General features: G+C 51.9%; 18 protein-coding genes. All 18 read left to right on the top strand.

Annotated features, from left to right (window positions below; translation table 11 throughout):
• Positions 1-31 precede the first annotated feature (31 nt).
• The 18 genes from fliF to fliQ all read left to right on the top strand — a co-directional run bounded on the left by fliF (position 32) and on the right by fliQ (position 14,588).
• Positions 32-1,606: a flagellar basal-body MS-ring/collar protein FliF gene (gene fliF / locus AB1S56_RS13995; protein ID WP_340868641.1), complete on the top strand. Its 1,575-nt coding sequence runs from the start codon at positions 32-34 to the stop codon at positions 1,604-1,606.
• Positions 1,607-1,617: 11 nt separating this feature from the next.
• A complete protein-coding gene (fliG, locus tag AB1S56_RS13990; protein WP_340868642.1) occupies positions 1,618-2,631 on the top strand; it encodes a flagellar motor switch protein FliG in 1,014 nt (337 codons plus the stop codon).
• Positions 2,624-3,466, top strand: coding sequence for a FliH/SctL family protein (locus AB1S56_RS13985; RefSeq protein WP_340868643.1), 843 nt, complete (start codon positions 2,624-2,626; stop codon positions 3,464-3,466). Before fliG ends, AB1S56_RS13985 begins: the two co-directional genes overlap by 8 nt.
• On the top strand, positions 3,453-4,778 hold the full coding sequence (gene fliI, locus AB1S56_RS13980) for a flagellar protein export ATPase FliI (protein ID WP_340868645.1): 1,326 nt from the start codon (positions 3,453-3,455) through the stop codon (positions 4,776-4,778). Before AB1S56_RS13985 ends, fliI begins: the two co-directional genes overlap by 14 nt.
• Positions 4,779-4,783: 5 nt before the next feature.
• On the top strand, positions 4,784-5,230 hold the full coding sequence (fliJ, locus tag AB1S56_RS13975; protein WP_340868646.1) for a flagellar export protein FliJ: 447 nt from the start codon (positions 4,784-4,786) through the stop codon (positions 5,228-5,230).
• Between the two features lie 33 nt (positions 5,231-5,263).
• Positions 5,264-6,172: an MgtE protein gene (locus AB1S56_RS13970; RefSeq protein ID WP_340868647.1), complete on the top strand. Its 909-nt coding sequence runs from the start codon at positions 5,264-5,266 to the stop codon at positions 6,170-6,172.
• Positions 6,173-6,207: 35 nt separating this feature from the next.
• The gene (locus AB1S56_RS13965) at positions 6,208-7,587 is read left to right on the top strand and encodes a flagellar hook-length control protein FliK (RefSeq protein ID WP_340868649.1); all 1,380 of its coding nucleotides are present in this window, start codon (positions 6,208-6,210) and stop codon (positions 7,585-7,587) included.
• Positions 7,588-7,644: 57 nt separating this feature from the next.
• Complete coding sequence (locus AB1S56_RS13960; RefSeq protein ID WP_340868650.1) at positions 7,645-8,157, top strand: flagellar hook capping FlgD N-terminal domain-containing protein; 513 nt, start codon at positions 7,645-7,647, stop codon at positions 8,155-8,157.
• On the top strand, positions 8,154-8,540 hold the full coding sequence (locus AB1S56_RS13955) for a TIGR02530 family flagellar biosynthesis protein (RefSeq protein ID WP_340868651.1): 387 nt from the start codon (positions 8,154-8,156) through the stop codon (positions 8,538-8,540). Before AB1S56_RS13960 ends, AB1S56_RS13955 begins: the two co-directional genes overlap by 4 nt.
• An 87-nt stretch (positions 8,541-8,627) precedes the next feature.
• On the top strand, positions 8,628-9,440 hold the full coding sequence (gene flgG, locus AB1S56_RS13950) for a flagellar basal body rod protein FlgG (protein WP_340868652.1): 813 nt from the start codon (positions 8,628-8,630) through the stop codon (positions 9,438-9,440).
• Between the two features lie 58 nt (positions 9,441-9,498).
• A complete protein-coding gene (locus AB1S56_RS13945) occupies positions 9,499-9,723 on the top strand; it encodes a flagellar FlbD family protein (RefSeq protein ID WP_340868653.1) in 225 nt (74 codons plus the stop codon).
• A complete protein-coding gene (locus AB1S56_RS13940) occupies positions 9,720-10,187 on the top strand; it encodes a flagellar basal body-associated FliL family protein (protein WP_340868654.1) in 468 nt (155 codons plus the stop codon). The genes AB1S56_RS13945 and AB1S56_RS13940 overlap by 4 nt, the downstream gene beginning before the upstream one ends.
• A 34-nt stretch (positions 10,188-10,221) precedes the next feature.
• Entirely contained in the window at positions 10,222-11,223 is a 1,002-nt protein-coding gene (fliM, locus tag AB1S56_RS13935; RefSeq protein WP_340868656.1) for a flagellar motor switch protein FliM, read from the top strand.
• Positions 11,213-12,511, top strand: coding sequence for a flagellar motor switch phosphatase FliY (gene fliY / locus AB1S56_RS13930; protein WP_340868657.1), 1,299 nt, complete (start codon positions 11,213-11,215; stop codon positions 12,509-12,511). The genes fliM and fliY overlap by 11 nt, the downstream gene beginning before the upstream one ends.
• A 20-nt stretch (positions 12,512-12,531) precedes the next feature.
• Entirely contained in the window at positions 12,532-12,894 is a 363-nt protein-coding gene (locus AB1S56_RS13925) for a response regulator (protein WP_156280733.1), read from the top strand.
• Between the two features lie 13 nt (positions 12,895-12,907).
• Entirely contained in the window at positions 12,908-13,552 is a 645-nt protein-coding gene (locus AB1S56_RS13920; protein ID WP_340868659.1) for a flagellar biosynthetic protein FliO, read from the top strand.
• A 37-nt stretch (positions 13,553-13,589) separates the two neighbouring features.
• Complete coding sequence (gene fliP, locus AB1S56_RS13915) at positions 13,590-14,297, top strand: flagellar type III secretion system pore protein FliP (protein ID WP_340868896.1); 708 nt, start codon at positions 13,590-13,592, stop codon at positions 14,295-14,297.
• 21 nt (positions 14,298-14,318) lie between these two features.
• A complete protein-coding gene (fliQ, locus tag AB1S56_RS13910; protein ID WP_340868660.1) occupies positions 14,319-14,588 on the top strand; it encodes a flagellar biosynthesis protein FliQ in 270 nt (89 codons plus the stop codon).
• Positions 14,589-14,595 lie beyond the last annotated feature (7 nt).

The raw sequence follows: 14,595 nt of genomic DNA, 5'->3' as shown, positions 1-14,595 counted from the left end.
ACGTTTTTCCCAGCAAAGGTGAGGTGAAATTGTGAACGAGAGAGTCGCCCAATATCGAGAACGGCTTCAGCTAACGTGGAGCCAAATGGGCAAAAAGCAAAAAATATGGTTGGGGGCTTCCGTAAGCGGAATATTGTTGACGGTTATCCTGTTGACAATCGTATTCACTAGAACCGAATATGAACTCGCCTTTCAAAATCTGGATGCAACCGATGCGGCAGCCGTTATGAATTATCTTGACAGCAACGGGATTCCTTATGAGCTCAGTGGAGGCGGGACCAGCATTATGGTGCCAAGCGCGGTAGCTTCCAGGGTGAAGGTTGATATTGGCTCGCAAGGGCTGGTGCAGAACGGCTCCATCGGCTTCGAAGTGTTCAGCGCTAATTCATCCGCGCTAGGAACAACGGAAAATGAATTTAACGTCATTTATCAGAACGCTTTGAATGGCGAGGTGCAGAAGCTTCTGAATCAGCTGCAAGGCGTCGAAAGCTCCAAGGTGCTCATTAGTGCAGCAGAGGAAAGCGTGTTCCTGACGCCGGAGGATACATCCAAGGCATCTGCCGCAATCGTAATCAAATTTACTCCAGGCTACCGTCCGTCGCAAAAGGAAATCGACAGCTATTACAATCTTGTGCAGGCGACTGTGCCGGACCTGGAAGTTGAGGATATTACCATTTCGAGTCCGCAGGGCGAGCTCATGTCCTCCGAGGCGGGCGGCATGGGTATCGGAGACGCGGATATTGTGGATTTGCAATTCAGAATCCAAAGCAAATTCGAAACTGATCTGAAAAAAAATATATTATCGTTCCTAGGTCCTATTGTTGGGAGCGACAATCTAGTGGTTAGTGTATCCAGCAGCATGAACTTCGATAAGGAAATAACGGAGGAAAATCTGGTCAGACCGCTGGATAATAATAACAATAATGGCATTATTGTCAGTGAGGAAATTAATAATGCCACATCAACCGGCTCTTCTACAGAAGCCGGCGGCGTAGCCGGGACAGGTGAAACCGACATCCCGGGCTACGAAGCGGCAGGAGGAGAGAGCAGCTCCTCCGAGACGAGCTCCCAGCTCCGGAACTATGACTTTGACCGAATCAAAAGAAATATCCAGTCCGGACCGTTTGTGCTGAAGGATCTCTCTATTAGTATCGGCATCGAGGCCGCACAATTGAATGATGAGCAAGCAAGAAATGATATTATGAATTATTTGACCACGCTTGTGCGATCACAGCTGGCCGATTCCGGTCAGGATGTGAATAATGACGAGCTGATTGACAAAAAGGTTTCACTCATTGCCCGAAATTTTGCAGAAAGCCCGACAGATGCTGCGGCAGGCGGACTTTCGACGGGATGGCTGCTTGGAATCGGCGCAGCCGCGCTGGCGATTATCGGCGGTCTAGCTTTTATGCTAGTGCGCAGAAGAAGAAGGCAGGACGAGGTCGAGGAAGCCGATATACCGGAGCAGACCAAAGTCGAATATCCTACGCTTGATCTTGAAACGGTCACCAATGAAAGCCAAGCTCGGAAAAATCTTGAAACGCTTGCCAAGCGTAAGCCGGACGAATTCGTTAATCTTCTCCGTACCTGGCTTGCTGAAGAATAGGAGGACTGTCATTGTCTAAGACGATGCAAGTGCTAACCGGCAGACAAAAAGCAGCGATCTTATTAATAACGCTCGGGCCCGAGGTTTCCGCTCAAATATTCAAGCATCTTCGAGATGATGAAATTGAACAGCTGACGCTCGAAATCGCGAACGTTCGTAAGGTGGACAGCCAGGACCGGGAGCTTATCTTAAGTGAATTTCATCAAATCTGCATGGCGCAGGAATATATATCGCAAGGCGGTATTTCATACGCCAAGGACATTCTGGAGAAAGCGCTTGGCGAGACGAAGGCGCTGGAGGTTATTAATCGCTTGACTGCCACGCTGCAGGTCAGACCTTTCGACTTTGCGCGCAAGGCTGAGCCAGCTCAAATCTTGAACTTTATCCAGAACGAAAATTCTCAGACTATCGCTTTGGTGCTGTCTTACCTGCAGCCGGATCAATCTTCTCAAATATTGTCCTCGCTGCCGCAAGATAAGCAGGCGGATGTGGCCAGAAGAGTGGCGCTCATGGACAGCACGTCTCCAGAGGTCATCTCACAGGTTGAGCGGGTGCTGGAGCAGAAGCTGTCGGCTACGGTTACACAAGACTACACGAATGCTGGCGGTATAGACTCCATCGTTCAAATCCTGAACGGCGTCGACCGTGGTACGGAGCGTACGATTCTGGACGCGCTGGAGATTCAGGATCCGGAGCTTGCAGAAGAAATCAAGAAGCGGATGTTCGTGTTCGAGGATATCGTCAACATCGACAACCGCTCCATTCAGCGAATCATTCGCGATATCGAGAACGCCGATCTCCAGCTTGCCCTCAAGGTTGCAAGCGAGGAAGTGCGAGAAGCCATCTTCCGCAATATGTCCAAACGGATGGCGGATACGTTCAAGGAAGAGATGGATATCATGGGCCCTGTCCGGCTGCGTGACGTCGAGGAAGCCCAGACCAGAATCGTCGCTACGATTCGCAGGCTAGAAGAGTCGGGCGAAATCATCATCGCGCGCGGCGGAGGAGATGATATCATTGTCTAATTTGATCAAGTCGACCAGCGTCATTCCGCTTGAGCAATCGAAACAGTTATCTTGGATCAATCCTTACTCGGCACCAGCTGCGGAAGGCCATGAGCACACTGTTCCAGAGGAGCCTGCCGGACCAGATGAGGAGACGTTGTCCCTTCGGGATCAAATTATGGAGGACGCTCAAGCGTTCGCCGAAAATCAGCTGAGAGAAACGTCCAAGGAATGCGAGACCATGCTCGAAGAAGCAAAGGCCCAGATTGAGCTCTGGTGGCTGGAGAAGCGGAATGAGGACATTCACGCTGCCGAAGCGGCCAGGCAAGCCGGCTTTGAGCAGGGCTACGCGGAAGGGACGGCTGCATCTCAAGCCGATCTGCAACAGCAATGGCAAGCCAAGCTGGAGGAAGCGGCAGAGGTGCTGAGTCTCGCTTATTCCACCCGCGAGCAAATTATTCAAGAGGCGGAGCCGTTTCTCGTGGAGCTTAGCTGTGCTATCGCTGAAAAAATTATTGGACAGCAATTAACACTTGCTCCGGATGTAATGATTGAGTTTATCCGTAAATCATTATCACGCAGACGCGAGCAAGGTGTCATAACCTTATGTGTGGCTCCTTCTCAGCTGGCGTTTGTGCAAGCCGCCCGAGAAGAGCTTCATACCGCAATCGATTCGCAAGCGGAACTGCAGATTTTGCCGGATTCCTCCATTAAGGATAATGGCTGTGTCATTCGTTCCTCGTTCGGAAGTATTGACGCCCGCATCGACACACAGCTGGCCGAGATCAAGCGCGAGCTGATCGGATTGGCACATCATAGCAGCGAAGAGAGAGGTCAGGCGCATGCATTCGATTGAGCTGGATATCGGCAAATATTTGGAGCATCTCAGGCCGATTGATCCCGTGCGAGTGAACGGGAAGGTTACGCAGGTCATTGGCTTGACCGTTGAATCGGAAGGTCCAGACGCCAGTATTGGCGACCTATGCTACATCTATCCTTCCAAGGGTGCCAAACCTCTGAAAGCGGAGGTAGTCGGCTTCCGGAATAACAAGGTTATTCTGATGCCGCTTGGCGAACTGCACGCGATCAGCCCGGGCTGTGACGTTGTAGGTACGGGCAAGCCGCTAACGGTGCAGGTCGGCTCCGAGCTGCTTGGCAAGGTGCTTGACGGACTTGGTAATCCGCTCGACGGCTCGCGTCTGCCAAGCCGCATGCAGCACTACTCCACTCATAACGAGCCAAGTAATCCACTGAGCAGGCCGAGAGTCAAGGATCCGCTTAGTATCGGTGTGCGCGCGATTGACGGCTTGCTGACTGTCGGCCAAGGCCAGCGCGTTGGCATATTCGCTGGCTCCGGAGTAGGCAAGAGCACCCTGCTCGGCATGATCGCCCGCAATACGTCAGCTGATGTCAATGTGATTGCGTTGATTGGCGAACGAGGCCGGGAAGTGCTGGAGTTTATGGAGAAGGACCTGGGACCTGAAGGCTTAGCTCGTTCTGTCGTAATCGTTGCAACTTCCGACCAGCCGGCGCTCATTCGAATGAAGGGCGCGCTTATCGCGACCAGCATCGCGGAATATTTCCGGGACCGCGGACTGAACGTGATGCTGATGATGGATTCCGTTACCCGCTATGCAATGGCGCTTCGCGAGGTAGGTCTTGCCGTGGGCGAGCCTCCCGCTACACGGGGTTATACACCATCCGTATTCGCTGCGTTGCCCAAGCTGCTGGAGCGAGCGGGAACCGGAGTCAAAGGCTCCATCACCGCCTTCTATACCGTATTGGTTGATGGTGATGATATGAATGAGCCGATAGCGGACGCGGTGCGAGGCATTCTGGATGGCCATATTGTGCTCAGTCGTCATATTGCCCATAAAGGCCACTTCCCTGCGATAGACGTGCTGGCCTCCGTAAGCCGCGTGATGAAGGAAATCGTATCCGAAGAGCAGCAGGATGCAGCCAATCGGTTAAAGCGGCTGCTCTCTCTCTACAAGGATTCGGAGGATCTCATCAATATCGGGGCGTATCAGCTAGGCTCGAACAAAGAAATCGATACGGCCATTGAACATATCGACGCTATTCATGCCTTCACCAGACAAAAAACGAATGAAAAAACAAATCTGCAGCATACGCAGGAACGTCTTCTGAATGAATTTTATAGGAGTTGAGCGGATTGGCTTCCTTTCATTATTCCTTTCAAAAAATTGTAGACCTGAAGACCAGCGAAAAGACGCAGGCGGAATGGGTGCTGTCAACAGCGCTTAGCTCACTGCAAGAGGAAGAAAAGTCGCTCCACGAGCTTAGGGAGATCAAGTCGGATTGGGAGAACAAGCTTCAGGAGGCTTCCCAGACTGGCATGCCATTATCCGATTTGCGGTTGATTGGCGATTACATCGACCACCTGCAGCTGCGCATTGAACAGAAGCTGAAGGATGTATGGCAGGCTGAACGCAAGGTTGAGCAAAACCGTTCGAAGCTTGCAGACAAAATGAAGGACGAAAAGGTGTGGCTGAAAGCCAAAGACCATGCTCTTGATCGTTTTAAGCAGGCTTTGCAGCTGAAGGAGCAGAACGAGCTTGACGAAATGGCGACCGTTAGGTTCATCATGCCTACCCCGTAGCACCGTGGGACGCCGCTTGAAGGAGTGAAGAATATGGCGGATGCAGAATTGGAAAAAGGTTATAACGGGTTCGAACGCTTCTTGTTCGTGATGGTGCCGATCTTATTCGTAATCGTTTTGTTGGGCGTACTGCTTACCTTGTTCGACACCGATTTCCGTAATCGAGCGCTTCAGTTCGGACAATCTGTCCCCGTGGTGAAGAACGTTCTGCCGGAGCCGGAGGTTACCGGCAGCACAATGGATGACGATCAAATCCGGACGATCAAGATGAACGAACGTATACAGGAGCTCGAGGCTGAGCTCGCCGAAGCCAAGCAGCAGCTTGCGGACACGACCAGCTCACAATCCTCGCAAGAGACGGCAGTCAAGGAGCTAGAGCAAGAGAATGAAGCGTTGAAGCAGCAGACGGAAGAAAAGAAGCTGGATGACGAGCAATACCAAGCGAAGATTACCGAGCTTGCCAGCATGTTCACCAGGATGACGCCCAGCAAGGCGGCTCCAATCGTACAGAACCTGACCAATGATGAAATGGTGTTGTTGTTCTCGGCGATGCGTGCGGATGACCGAGTCCGAATTATGGAGAAGATGAATCCTGCGATCGCCGCAGAGGTGACGATGAAGATGAAGGACAGCGTGACGGCTAAGGATCAGCAGCTTGCAGCGCTGCAAGCCCGTCTCGAAAAAGCGGAAGCCGCTGCTGCGGTTGAAAAGCCGGCATCCTCCACATTGAATCAGGACCAGCTTCGTGCAACTTTCTCGGCCATGGACGCTAAAAGCGCAGGCGAAATGCTTATTGGGATGATTGATATTAGTCCCAGCAAGGTTATCCGCATCTTGAATGCCGTGGATGACGGCACTCGTTCTTCCATTCTGGCAGAGATGTCGAGCATTGACGAGGAAGCGGCAGCAGGTATCATGTCCAAGCTGATGTCTGGCTCATAATGCCAAAGCAGGTACGGGAAAGGAGGTGAATTGAAATGGATATGCTACATGTAAGCAGCACCTCAATGGGACAAGCATCTGCCGCTAAGCTAGGGTCGAATGCGAACGGAACAGCTGGCTCTGAGGGAGAGGGCTTTCAGCAGGCACTGGTTCAGATCATGGGCACAGAAGCTAATGGCGGCAGCGAACAACCATCTACCGTCGGGCTACTTGCCATTGCTGCTGGACTGGAGGCGCTGACTGCGGGAGCAGAGCAAGGTGCAACCCCTACCGTTGAAGACATCAGCTTTTTCATTGAAGGGTTGGTGGATCAGCTGGATGCGAGCATGGCACAATCGAATGAATCGAACGCGGCATTGGAGCAGCTTGAACAGCTTCAAGCCTTGCTTGATTCCTTACAGGCGCTACTCGCTCTGCTTGGCGTACCGATGCCTCCAACGAATACCGGCTCTGGCGACGCATCAGAGACTGTAGATGCCCACGAGATGCTTGCCAATGTGAAATCAGGTATTCAGGATGGTTTGCTTCAGCTACAGGCAGCGTTGCAGCTTGGAGCTATGAAGCAGCTGAAGGGCCAGGAGCCATTTGCGCTGATTATGGCTCAATTGCAAACGATGGCGGTTAGTTTGTCGGAGGACAAATCTTCAAGCTCCAGCAGTAAAGCCCAGTCGGAAGCAGCACTTCCAGCTTGGTTGATGGCTCAGCCTGCAACGACTAAAGATACATCAGCTCTTCTCCAGCGGCTGTCGCAGGCGGTGAATCATCCCTCTGTTTTGAATGGGGCGATATCGTCAGCTGCCGAGGCGGCGGGTATGCCTTACGAGGAAATGGCTGGCGAGGCCAAAGGCGGCGAATCGCTCGCTTCAGGGACACTGCCTTTTATCGGACCGGATAATGTAAAGGAGTTTTCTCCGCTATTGCATAAGGCAGCTGCGGCGCCTTCGGCCTTCGTACTGGCTGATGATTTCGCAGAGACCATGAACGGCATGATCGTATCGAAGTTTGATATACATACCGTTAGCGGCTTGTCTGAGGCAAAGCTGATGCTGTTCCCTGAGCATCTGGGTCAAGTGGATGTGCGGATCTCGATGCAGAATGGTGTGCTGACCGCGATATTCCAGACGGATTCCGCTATGGCTAAGGATATGCTGGACAACCAGATGGCACAGCTGAGAGCGTCCCTGCAAGCACAGGGTCTCCATGTGGATAAGCTGGAGGTGACACAAAGCTCCTCCTCATCCGAGCTGTCTCAGCAGCATGCGGGCCACGGCCAGCAGGGTGGACAGTCATCAGGCAATCGTCAAGGCTTCCGAGATGACCAGAAGGTAACAGATAACGCGTTTGAATCCGACCTGGTGGAGCAAGCTGCTATTCAGGGCTTGGGATACGGACGTTCCATCAATGAAACAGCTTAAGTGGCTAAGAGCAGGATGGGATAGCTTTCAATAGGGATGACGGGAGGTGAACGAAGGATGGCAGACAGCGTATCGACGCGCAACGTATGGCCCAATTATGATGTGTCAAACGTTCGGACTGCAGCTGCCAGAAGCAGCTCGGACACACTTGGGAAGGATCAATTTCTAACTATTCTGGTCACGCAGCTGCGCAACCAAGATCCCATGCAGCCCTTGCAGGACAAGGAATTTATCGCACAGATGGCGCAGTTCACGTCCGTTGAGCAGCTGATGAATATGTCCACTGAATTATCGTTAATGCGTCAAAATATTGGTGCAGCCTCCAGCATGATCGGAAAGTTTGTGGAGTGGAACGAATATGACGAGACTGGCGCGATCGCGACCATGAGCGGGCAGGTGGATTCCATCTTGTCGAAGGACGGCGTATTATACGCCCAGATCGGTGCCAAGGAAGTGGCGTTGGACTATCTCGTTTCGATCTCGGACACAGATCCTGGCAGGACTGAGGCTGAGCCGGAGGAAGATGCCGATGAGGCTGAGGCCGGAGCGGAAGAGGTGGAAGCACCATGAGCGATTCCATGAAGATTGGACATCTGTTTCCGATCAAGCAGTCGCCGCTAGCTTCTGACAAAACAGCCAAGACCGGCAACGGCCAGACGGGATCGGCCACTCCATTCGGCAAGCTGCTTAGCTCCACAACCTTGAGGTTCAGCCATCACGCCGAAGTGCGCATGCAGCAGAGAGGCATCACGCTTCAGCCCGAATCGCTGAATCAGCTTATGAAGGCTGTCGACGACGCGGCATCCAAGGGCGCCAAGGATTCCTTAATTGTATTAAAGGATATTGCCATGATCGTGAATGTACCAAGCCGTACCGTGGTAACGGCCATGGATGGCAATCAAATGAAGAGCAGCGTATTTACGCAAATAGACAGCGCCATTATTATTTCTTAAGGCTGGACCTAACGGAGGCCTTGCCGCATGCGGATCGATTGAAGCAGCGGACATCTGTAAATTATAACCATTGGGGGAACTGAAACCATGTTAAGATCTATGTACTCCGGCGTATCCGGTATGCGAGGGTTTCAAACCAAGCTTGACGTCATCGGCAATAACATTGCGAACGTGAACACGGTCGGCTTCAAAGCGGGCCGCGTTATGTTCCAGGACATTCTAAGCCAGACGGTGTCCGGCGTAACGGCGCCTGAGGAAGGCACAAGCGGCGGCGTTAACGCCAAGCAGATCGGTCTTGGCGTTGCGATTGGTTCGATTGATACGATTCATACCGCGGGATCTGCTATGACAACGAATCAAGTAACAGACCTCCGCATTGACGGCGACGGATTTTTTGTTGTATCCGCCGGCGACGGAGGGGAAATGCTGCTGACACGCGCCGGTAACTTTACACTGGATGCGAATAGACAGCTCGTTACGCAGGACGGCATGTTCGTGCTCGGTCAGGATGGAGCCCCAATCGTGCTGGATGAAGAGGTTACGGCGTTTACGATTAGCCAGAACGGTACTCTGCTTGGTGTGACAGCGGACGGTCAGGTGGAATACGGACCGCTCGGCGTTGCCAGAGTCGTCAACCCCAGCGGTCTTGAGAAGGTTGGCGGTAACCTGTATCGGATGACTGTCAACGCCAATCCGGAGGGAGAGTTCGAGCTGTTCGCAGCCAATGACGCCGAAGCTGGAACAGGCGCCATCATCTCTGGACAGCTGGAGATGTCGAACGTCGATCTGACAGCCGAGTTTACCGAAATGATTGTGGCACAGCGCGGCTTCCAAGCGAACTCCCGAATTATCACGACCTCCGACGAAATTTTGCAAGAGGTTGTCAATCTGAAACGTTAATCCAATCCATAGCACAGGGGGAGGCGCAAGCCTCCCCGAAATAAAGAGGGGATAACTCATGATTACCGTAACGCGTTTGAACGGAACCAAAATAACAATTAATGCTCTTCTAATTGAATTGATTGAAGAGGCTGCTGATACCGTTATTACGCTCACGACCGGCAATAAGCTTGTCGTGAAAGAAAAGACGCCTGAGCTCATCGCGCTTAATCAGCAGTTTCTTCAAACAATTGGCCTCGTTGCTGCGGCCCAAAAGAGTAAAACGGAGGGTCCTTCGACATGAAAAAGATGATGCCTTGGTTAATTACAATTTTATTGTCCATCACTCTCATCGCCATCGTGGCCATTATTTTGTTCCGGACGATGTTCAATGATCCGACCGACGAGGCGGCGCATCATGAAGAGCCTGTCGAGATCGCGGTGTTGACAGCTGACGAACGCGTGGAAGTAACTTCTGAGCTGAAGGATTTTCAGCGGAACCTGCTTGACCCTAACTATGTCGTTCGTATGAGCTTCGCCTTCCAGCTAGACGAGAAGAAAACGAAAGAAGAGTTCGACAAGCTGCTCGAAATTGAGATCAAGCCAATCGTGAGCCGCACGCTCGCGGACTTGAAGGCAGAGGAGCTGAACGGCTCTGCCGGAGAGGACTATCTGGAGTCCAAGCTGTTGACGCTCATCAATCCCATACTGCCAAGCGGTAAGCTAGTGAAGGTAGAAATTACGAACTTTATTATTACTGAGATTTAATTAGCGAAGCTATTCCTCGAAGGAGGTGAGAGAATTGGTTGATGTATTATCGCAGAACGAAATCGACGCGCTGCTTGCCGCCTTATCGTCCGGCGAAATGGATGCGGAGGATTTGAAGAAGGAAGAAACAACGCGCAAGGTCAGTGTGTACGATTTCAAGCGCGCCGTTCGGTTCTCGAAGGATCACATCCGCAGCTTGACTCGTATACATGAGAACTTCGCGCGATATTTGACAACCTATTTCTCGGCTCAGCTTCGCACTTTTGTTCAAATTAATGTGGTCGATGTCGAACAATTGCCTTATGACGAGTTCATTCGCTCCATACCCAAAATGACGATTCTGAACATATTTGAAGCCGAGCCGCTGGAAGGGCGGATGGTGCTGGAGGTGCATCCCAACGTCGCTTATGCGATGCTGGACAGGATGCTGGGCGGACAAGGCGTGGCTCCCTCCAAGATCAGCAATTTGACCGAAATCGAAACAACTGTTATGGAGAGAATATTCGCCAGAACATTCGACAGCCTGCAGGAAGCATGGAAGACGGTTATGGATATTCAGCCTCGACTGGAGGCGCTGGAGACGAATCCGCAATTCATGCAGATTGTATCGCCTAACGAAACCATCGCCCTTATCTCATTCAGTACCAAGATTGGCGATACGACTGGCATGATCAACCTATGTATACCGCACGTCGTCATCGAGCCGATTATGCCGCGGCTGTCTGTTCATCACTGGTTCGTGTCGCAGAAGAAGGAGCGTATCCCTGGCGAAGTGGAAATTCTGGAGCAGCGCGTAAACAAAGCGAAGCTGCCCATTGTTGCGGAGCTTGGCGAGACGTCCATTACGATCAACGAATTTCTGTCCCTTAGCGCCGGCGATGTGTTAAATCTAAACAAGTCGGTAGATGAAGGCTTAAAAATCTTTGTTGGAGATAAATTAAAATTTATCGGAAGCCCAGGCTCGGTTCGAGATAAAATTGCGATACAAGTGGACAAAATCGTAAACGAAGGAGCTGAAGAAGAAAATGATGAGTAAGGATTATTTGTCACAAGAGGAAATCGACGCGCTGCTTCGTCAATCCTCTGGCGAGCCTGAAGAAGCGCCTTCCAATGATGTCGTGCTCTCCGATTATTTGTCCGAGATGGAGCAGGACGCGCTGGGGGAAATCGGCAACATTACCTTTGGGAGCGCGGCTACCGCATTGTCGACGCTGCTGGGCAAAAAAGTAGATATTACGACGCCAACGGTTACCTTGGTCAAGCGCGAGGAGCTTGGCGATATATTTCCTAAGCCGCATGTCGCGGTCAGCGTCAATTATGTTGACGGCTTCGAAGGCATTAACTCGCTTGTTATCCATACGAACGACGCGCAGGTTATTGCGGATTTGATGCTGGGCGGCGAGGGACAGGTGGTTCCTGGCGAGCTGAATGAAATTCATATCAGCGCTGTGCAGGAAGCCATGAATCAGATGATGGGCTCCTCGGCAACGTCGATGTCAACTATCTTCAATCGCTTTGTCAACATTTCACCGCCTGGAATCGATATTCTGGATGTTCATAACGGAGACGGCATGGGGCATCTTCCTCCTGTCGATGTGTTCATCAAAATTTCATTCCGGCTTGCAATTGGCGATTTAATTGATTCCACCATCATGCAGCTACTGCCGGTAACGTTCGCGAAGCAGATGGTATCTATTCTAATGGGTACGGCTGAAGAGCTGCCAGCTCCGACACCTGCCCCGGCGCCTGCGGCAGCAGCGCCAACGCCTCCACCTGCGCCTGCGCCTGCGCCAGCGCAGCCAGCGGCGGCAGCGGCCCCCGATCCATATGCGGGCATGCACCAAGCGGCGGCAGCGGGCATGATGGCTCCTCCGACGCCACCGCCAATGTATCAGCAGCCGCCAGCTCCACCATATCCTGGATATGGGCAGCCTGCTGCGGCCTATGATCCATACGCGGGGCAATATCCGCCAGCCGGATACGCGCCAAGCCCGAATCGAAATGTGAATGTGCAGCCTGTTCAATTCGCCAACTTTGGCCAGCCGCAATTTGCGTCGAATGACGGCACGAATTTGAATTTATTGCTCGACATACCGTTGAAGGTCACTGTAGAATTAGGTAGGACCCAGAAACAAATTAAGGATATTCTTGAGCTTTCTCAGGGCTCAATTATTGAGCTGGACAAGCTGGCAGGCGAGCCTGTCGATATTCTGGTCAATAACAAGCTGATTGCCAAAGGCGAGGTTGTTGTTATCGATGAGAATTTCGGCGTTCGCGTCACGGATATCGTAAGCCAGTGGGACCGCATTCAAAAATTACAATAACATCCTAGGAGGAAATGAAGATGGCAAACCGCATTCTTATCGTAGACGACGCCGCATTTATGCGCATGATGATTCGTGATATCCTGTCCAAAAACGGGTACGAGGTAGTTGGAGAAGCGCAGGATGGTGCGCAGGCAGTTGAGAAGTACAAGGAGCTTAAGCCGGATCTGATTACAATGGACATTACGATGCCCGAGATGGACGGGATCTCCGCGCTTAAGGAAATCAAAAAGCTCGACGGCAACGCGAAGGTGATCATGTGTTCTGCGATGGGTCAGCAAGCGATGGTTATTGATGCCATCCAGGCTGGAGCAAAGGACTTTATTGTCAAGCCGTTCCAAGCGGATCGCGTTATCGAAGCGATTAAGAAAACGTTAGGGTAACGGTTTCCCTATCATGAAGGATCCTAGAATGCGCGCGGCTCTCCTTACGCTAGTAGGGTGGGCTGCATTGCCGACACTGGCTGCTGCTGATTCCAGCGGCATCGGTGACCTGGGGCAGCCGCAGGACAATATTCCCGGCGCATCGGCCTCAGATTTGATCAGCAGCCTCGTTTGGGTCATGGTTGCGCTGGCCGTCGTCGTCGCGCTAATCCTGTTTGCACTGAAGTGGCTGTCCAAGCGCAATCAGCTATGGGGCGGCAACCGTTCCATGCGTTCGCTTGGCGGTATAGCGCTGGGCCAGAATCAATCGCTTCAGGTTGTAGATATAGGCGGGCGAATCTATATTGTAGGCGTTGGACAACAAATTACGTTGCTGGATAAGCTGACCGATCCGGAGGAGGCGGCGCAGCTGGCAGCCGCATTGGAGCGTCAGGGCGATACGACATGGAAGAGGGTGGACTTTAAGTCCATCTTGGACAAGTGGCAGCGCCGCTCCAAGACTGACGGGGATGAGCCAGGGGAGTGGAACGAAGCCTCCAGCTTCCAGGATATGCTTCAATCCAAGATGAGCAAGCAGTCCGATCGCAAACAGCAATTGGAGGCTATGCTTCATGAACATAATACAAATGAACGGTTGATGGATCATGAGAAGAAATAAGCTGCTGCTGTCTATTGCTGCTGTGCTGCTGTTCTCGATGCTGGCGCAGCCGCATGCTTTCGCCAATCCCCTGCCAGACGTGTCAATCGACATCGGAGGGGCGGAGGGGGAGCAGCCGGGCACTAGCGCTTTAACGCTATTGCTGCTCATTACCGTGTTAAGCCTTGCGCCAGCCATACTCGTGCTGATGACCAGCTTCACAAGAATCGTCATCGTTCTCAGCTTCGTCAGGACGTCCCTCGGGACTCAGATGATGCCCCCGAATCAGGTGCTGATCGGACTCGCGTTATTTCTCACCTTGTTCATTATGGCGCCTACGTTCGGCCAGGTGAACGAGACGGCCCTTCAGCCCTATCTGAAGGGGGAATTGACGCAGACGGAAGCATTCGATAAGGCTGCGGTACCGATGAAGGAATTTATGTTCGTCCATACAAGGGAAAAGGATCTCATGCTCTTCATGAATTATACGAAGACGGAGAAGCCGGCGACCATAGAAGACATACCGCTGACTGTTCTTGTCCCAGCATACGCAATCAGTGAGCTGAAGACAGCGTTCCAGATGGGATTTATGATCTTTATCCCGTTTCTGGTTATCGATATGATCGTATCCAGCACGCTAATGGCAATGGGTATGATGATGCTGCCGCCTATTATGATTTCGCTTCCTTTTAAGCTGCTCCTGTTTGTTCTGGTAGACGGGTGGTACTTGATCACCAAATCGTTGCTGCTCAGTTTTAATACATGATAAGTGCAGGTGATGAAGGCGATGAGCGCGGATTTTGTAATCGGACTAGCCGGAGATGCGGTTTTTACCGTTCTGAAAGCCAGCGCACCCATGCTTGCACTTGCTCTGATAGTAGGTTTGATCGTCAGCGTGTTCCAGGCGACGACGCAAATCCAGGAGCAGACGCTTGCTTTTGTCCCAAAAATTGTCGCTGTGTTTGTATCCATTATCGTATTTGGTCCATGGATACTGAATACGATCGTCGATTTCACCTACAACTTACTGAATAATCTTCATCAGTATATCGGTTAGGTTGTGA

Source organism: Paenibacillus sp. PL2-23, assembly GCF_040834005.1.
In the GTDB taxonomy this organism is placed as follows: Bacteria; Bacillota; Bacilli; order Paenibacillales; family Paenibacillaceae; genus Pristimantibacillus.
Note: the sequence above shows the minus strand (reverse complement) of the source record. Positions and strands in the feature narration are given on the sequence as shown.

Bases quoted from the DNA above. Each gene is read 5' to 3' on its own strand.
- AB1S56_RS13945 (WP_340868653.1), top strand. From the start codon at position 9,499: ATGATTACCGTAACGCGTTTGAACGGAACCAAAATAACAATTAATGCT.
- AB1S56_RS13970 (WP_340868647.1), top strand. From the start codon at position 5,264: ATGGCGGATGCAGAATTGGAAAAAGGTTATAACGGGTTCGAACGCTTC.
- fliQ (WP_340868660.1), top strand. From the start codon at position 14,319: ATGAGCGCGGATTTTGTAATCGGACTAGCCGGAGATGCGGTTTTTACC.
- fliI (WP_340868645.1), top strand. From the start codon at position 3,453: ATGCATTCGATTGAGCTGGATATCGGCAAATATTTGGAGCATCTCAGG.
- AB1S56_RS13960 (WP_340868650.1), top strand. From the start codon at position 7,645: ATGGCAGACAGCGTATCGACGCGCAACGTATGGCCCAATTATGATGTG.
- fliY (WP_340868657.1), top strand. From the start codon at position 11,213: ATGATGAGTAAGGATTATTTGTCACAAGAGGAAATCGACGCGCTGCTT.
- fliP (WP_340868896.1), top strand. From the start codon at position 13,590: ATGCTGGCGCAGCCGCATGCTTTCGCCAATCCCCTGCCAGACGTGTCA.
- flgG (WP_340868652.1), top strand. From the start codon at position 8,628: ATGTTAAGATCTATGTACTCCGGCGTATCCGGTATGCGAGGGTTTCAA.
- AB1S56_RS13920 (WP_340868659.1), top strand. From the start codon at position 12,908: ATGAAGGATCCTAGAATGCGCGCGGCTCTCCTTACGCTAGTAGGGTGG.
- AB1S56_RS13955 (WP_340868651.1), top strand. From the start codon at position 8,154: ATGAGCGATTCCATGAAGATTGGACATCTGTTTCCGATCAAGCAGTCG.
- AB1S56_RS13925 (WP_156280733.1), top strand. From the start codon at position 12,532: ATGGCAAACCGCATTCTTATCGTAGACGACGCCGCATTTATGCGCATG.
- AB1S56_RS13940 (WP_340868654.1), top strand. From the start codon at position 9,720: ATGAAAAAGATGATGCCTTGGTTAATTACAATTTTATTGTCCATCACT.
- AB1S56_RS13965 (WP_340868649.1), top strand. From the start codon at position 6,208: ATGGATATGCTACATGTAAGCAGCACCTCAATGGGACAAGCATCTGCC.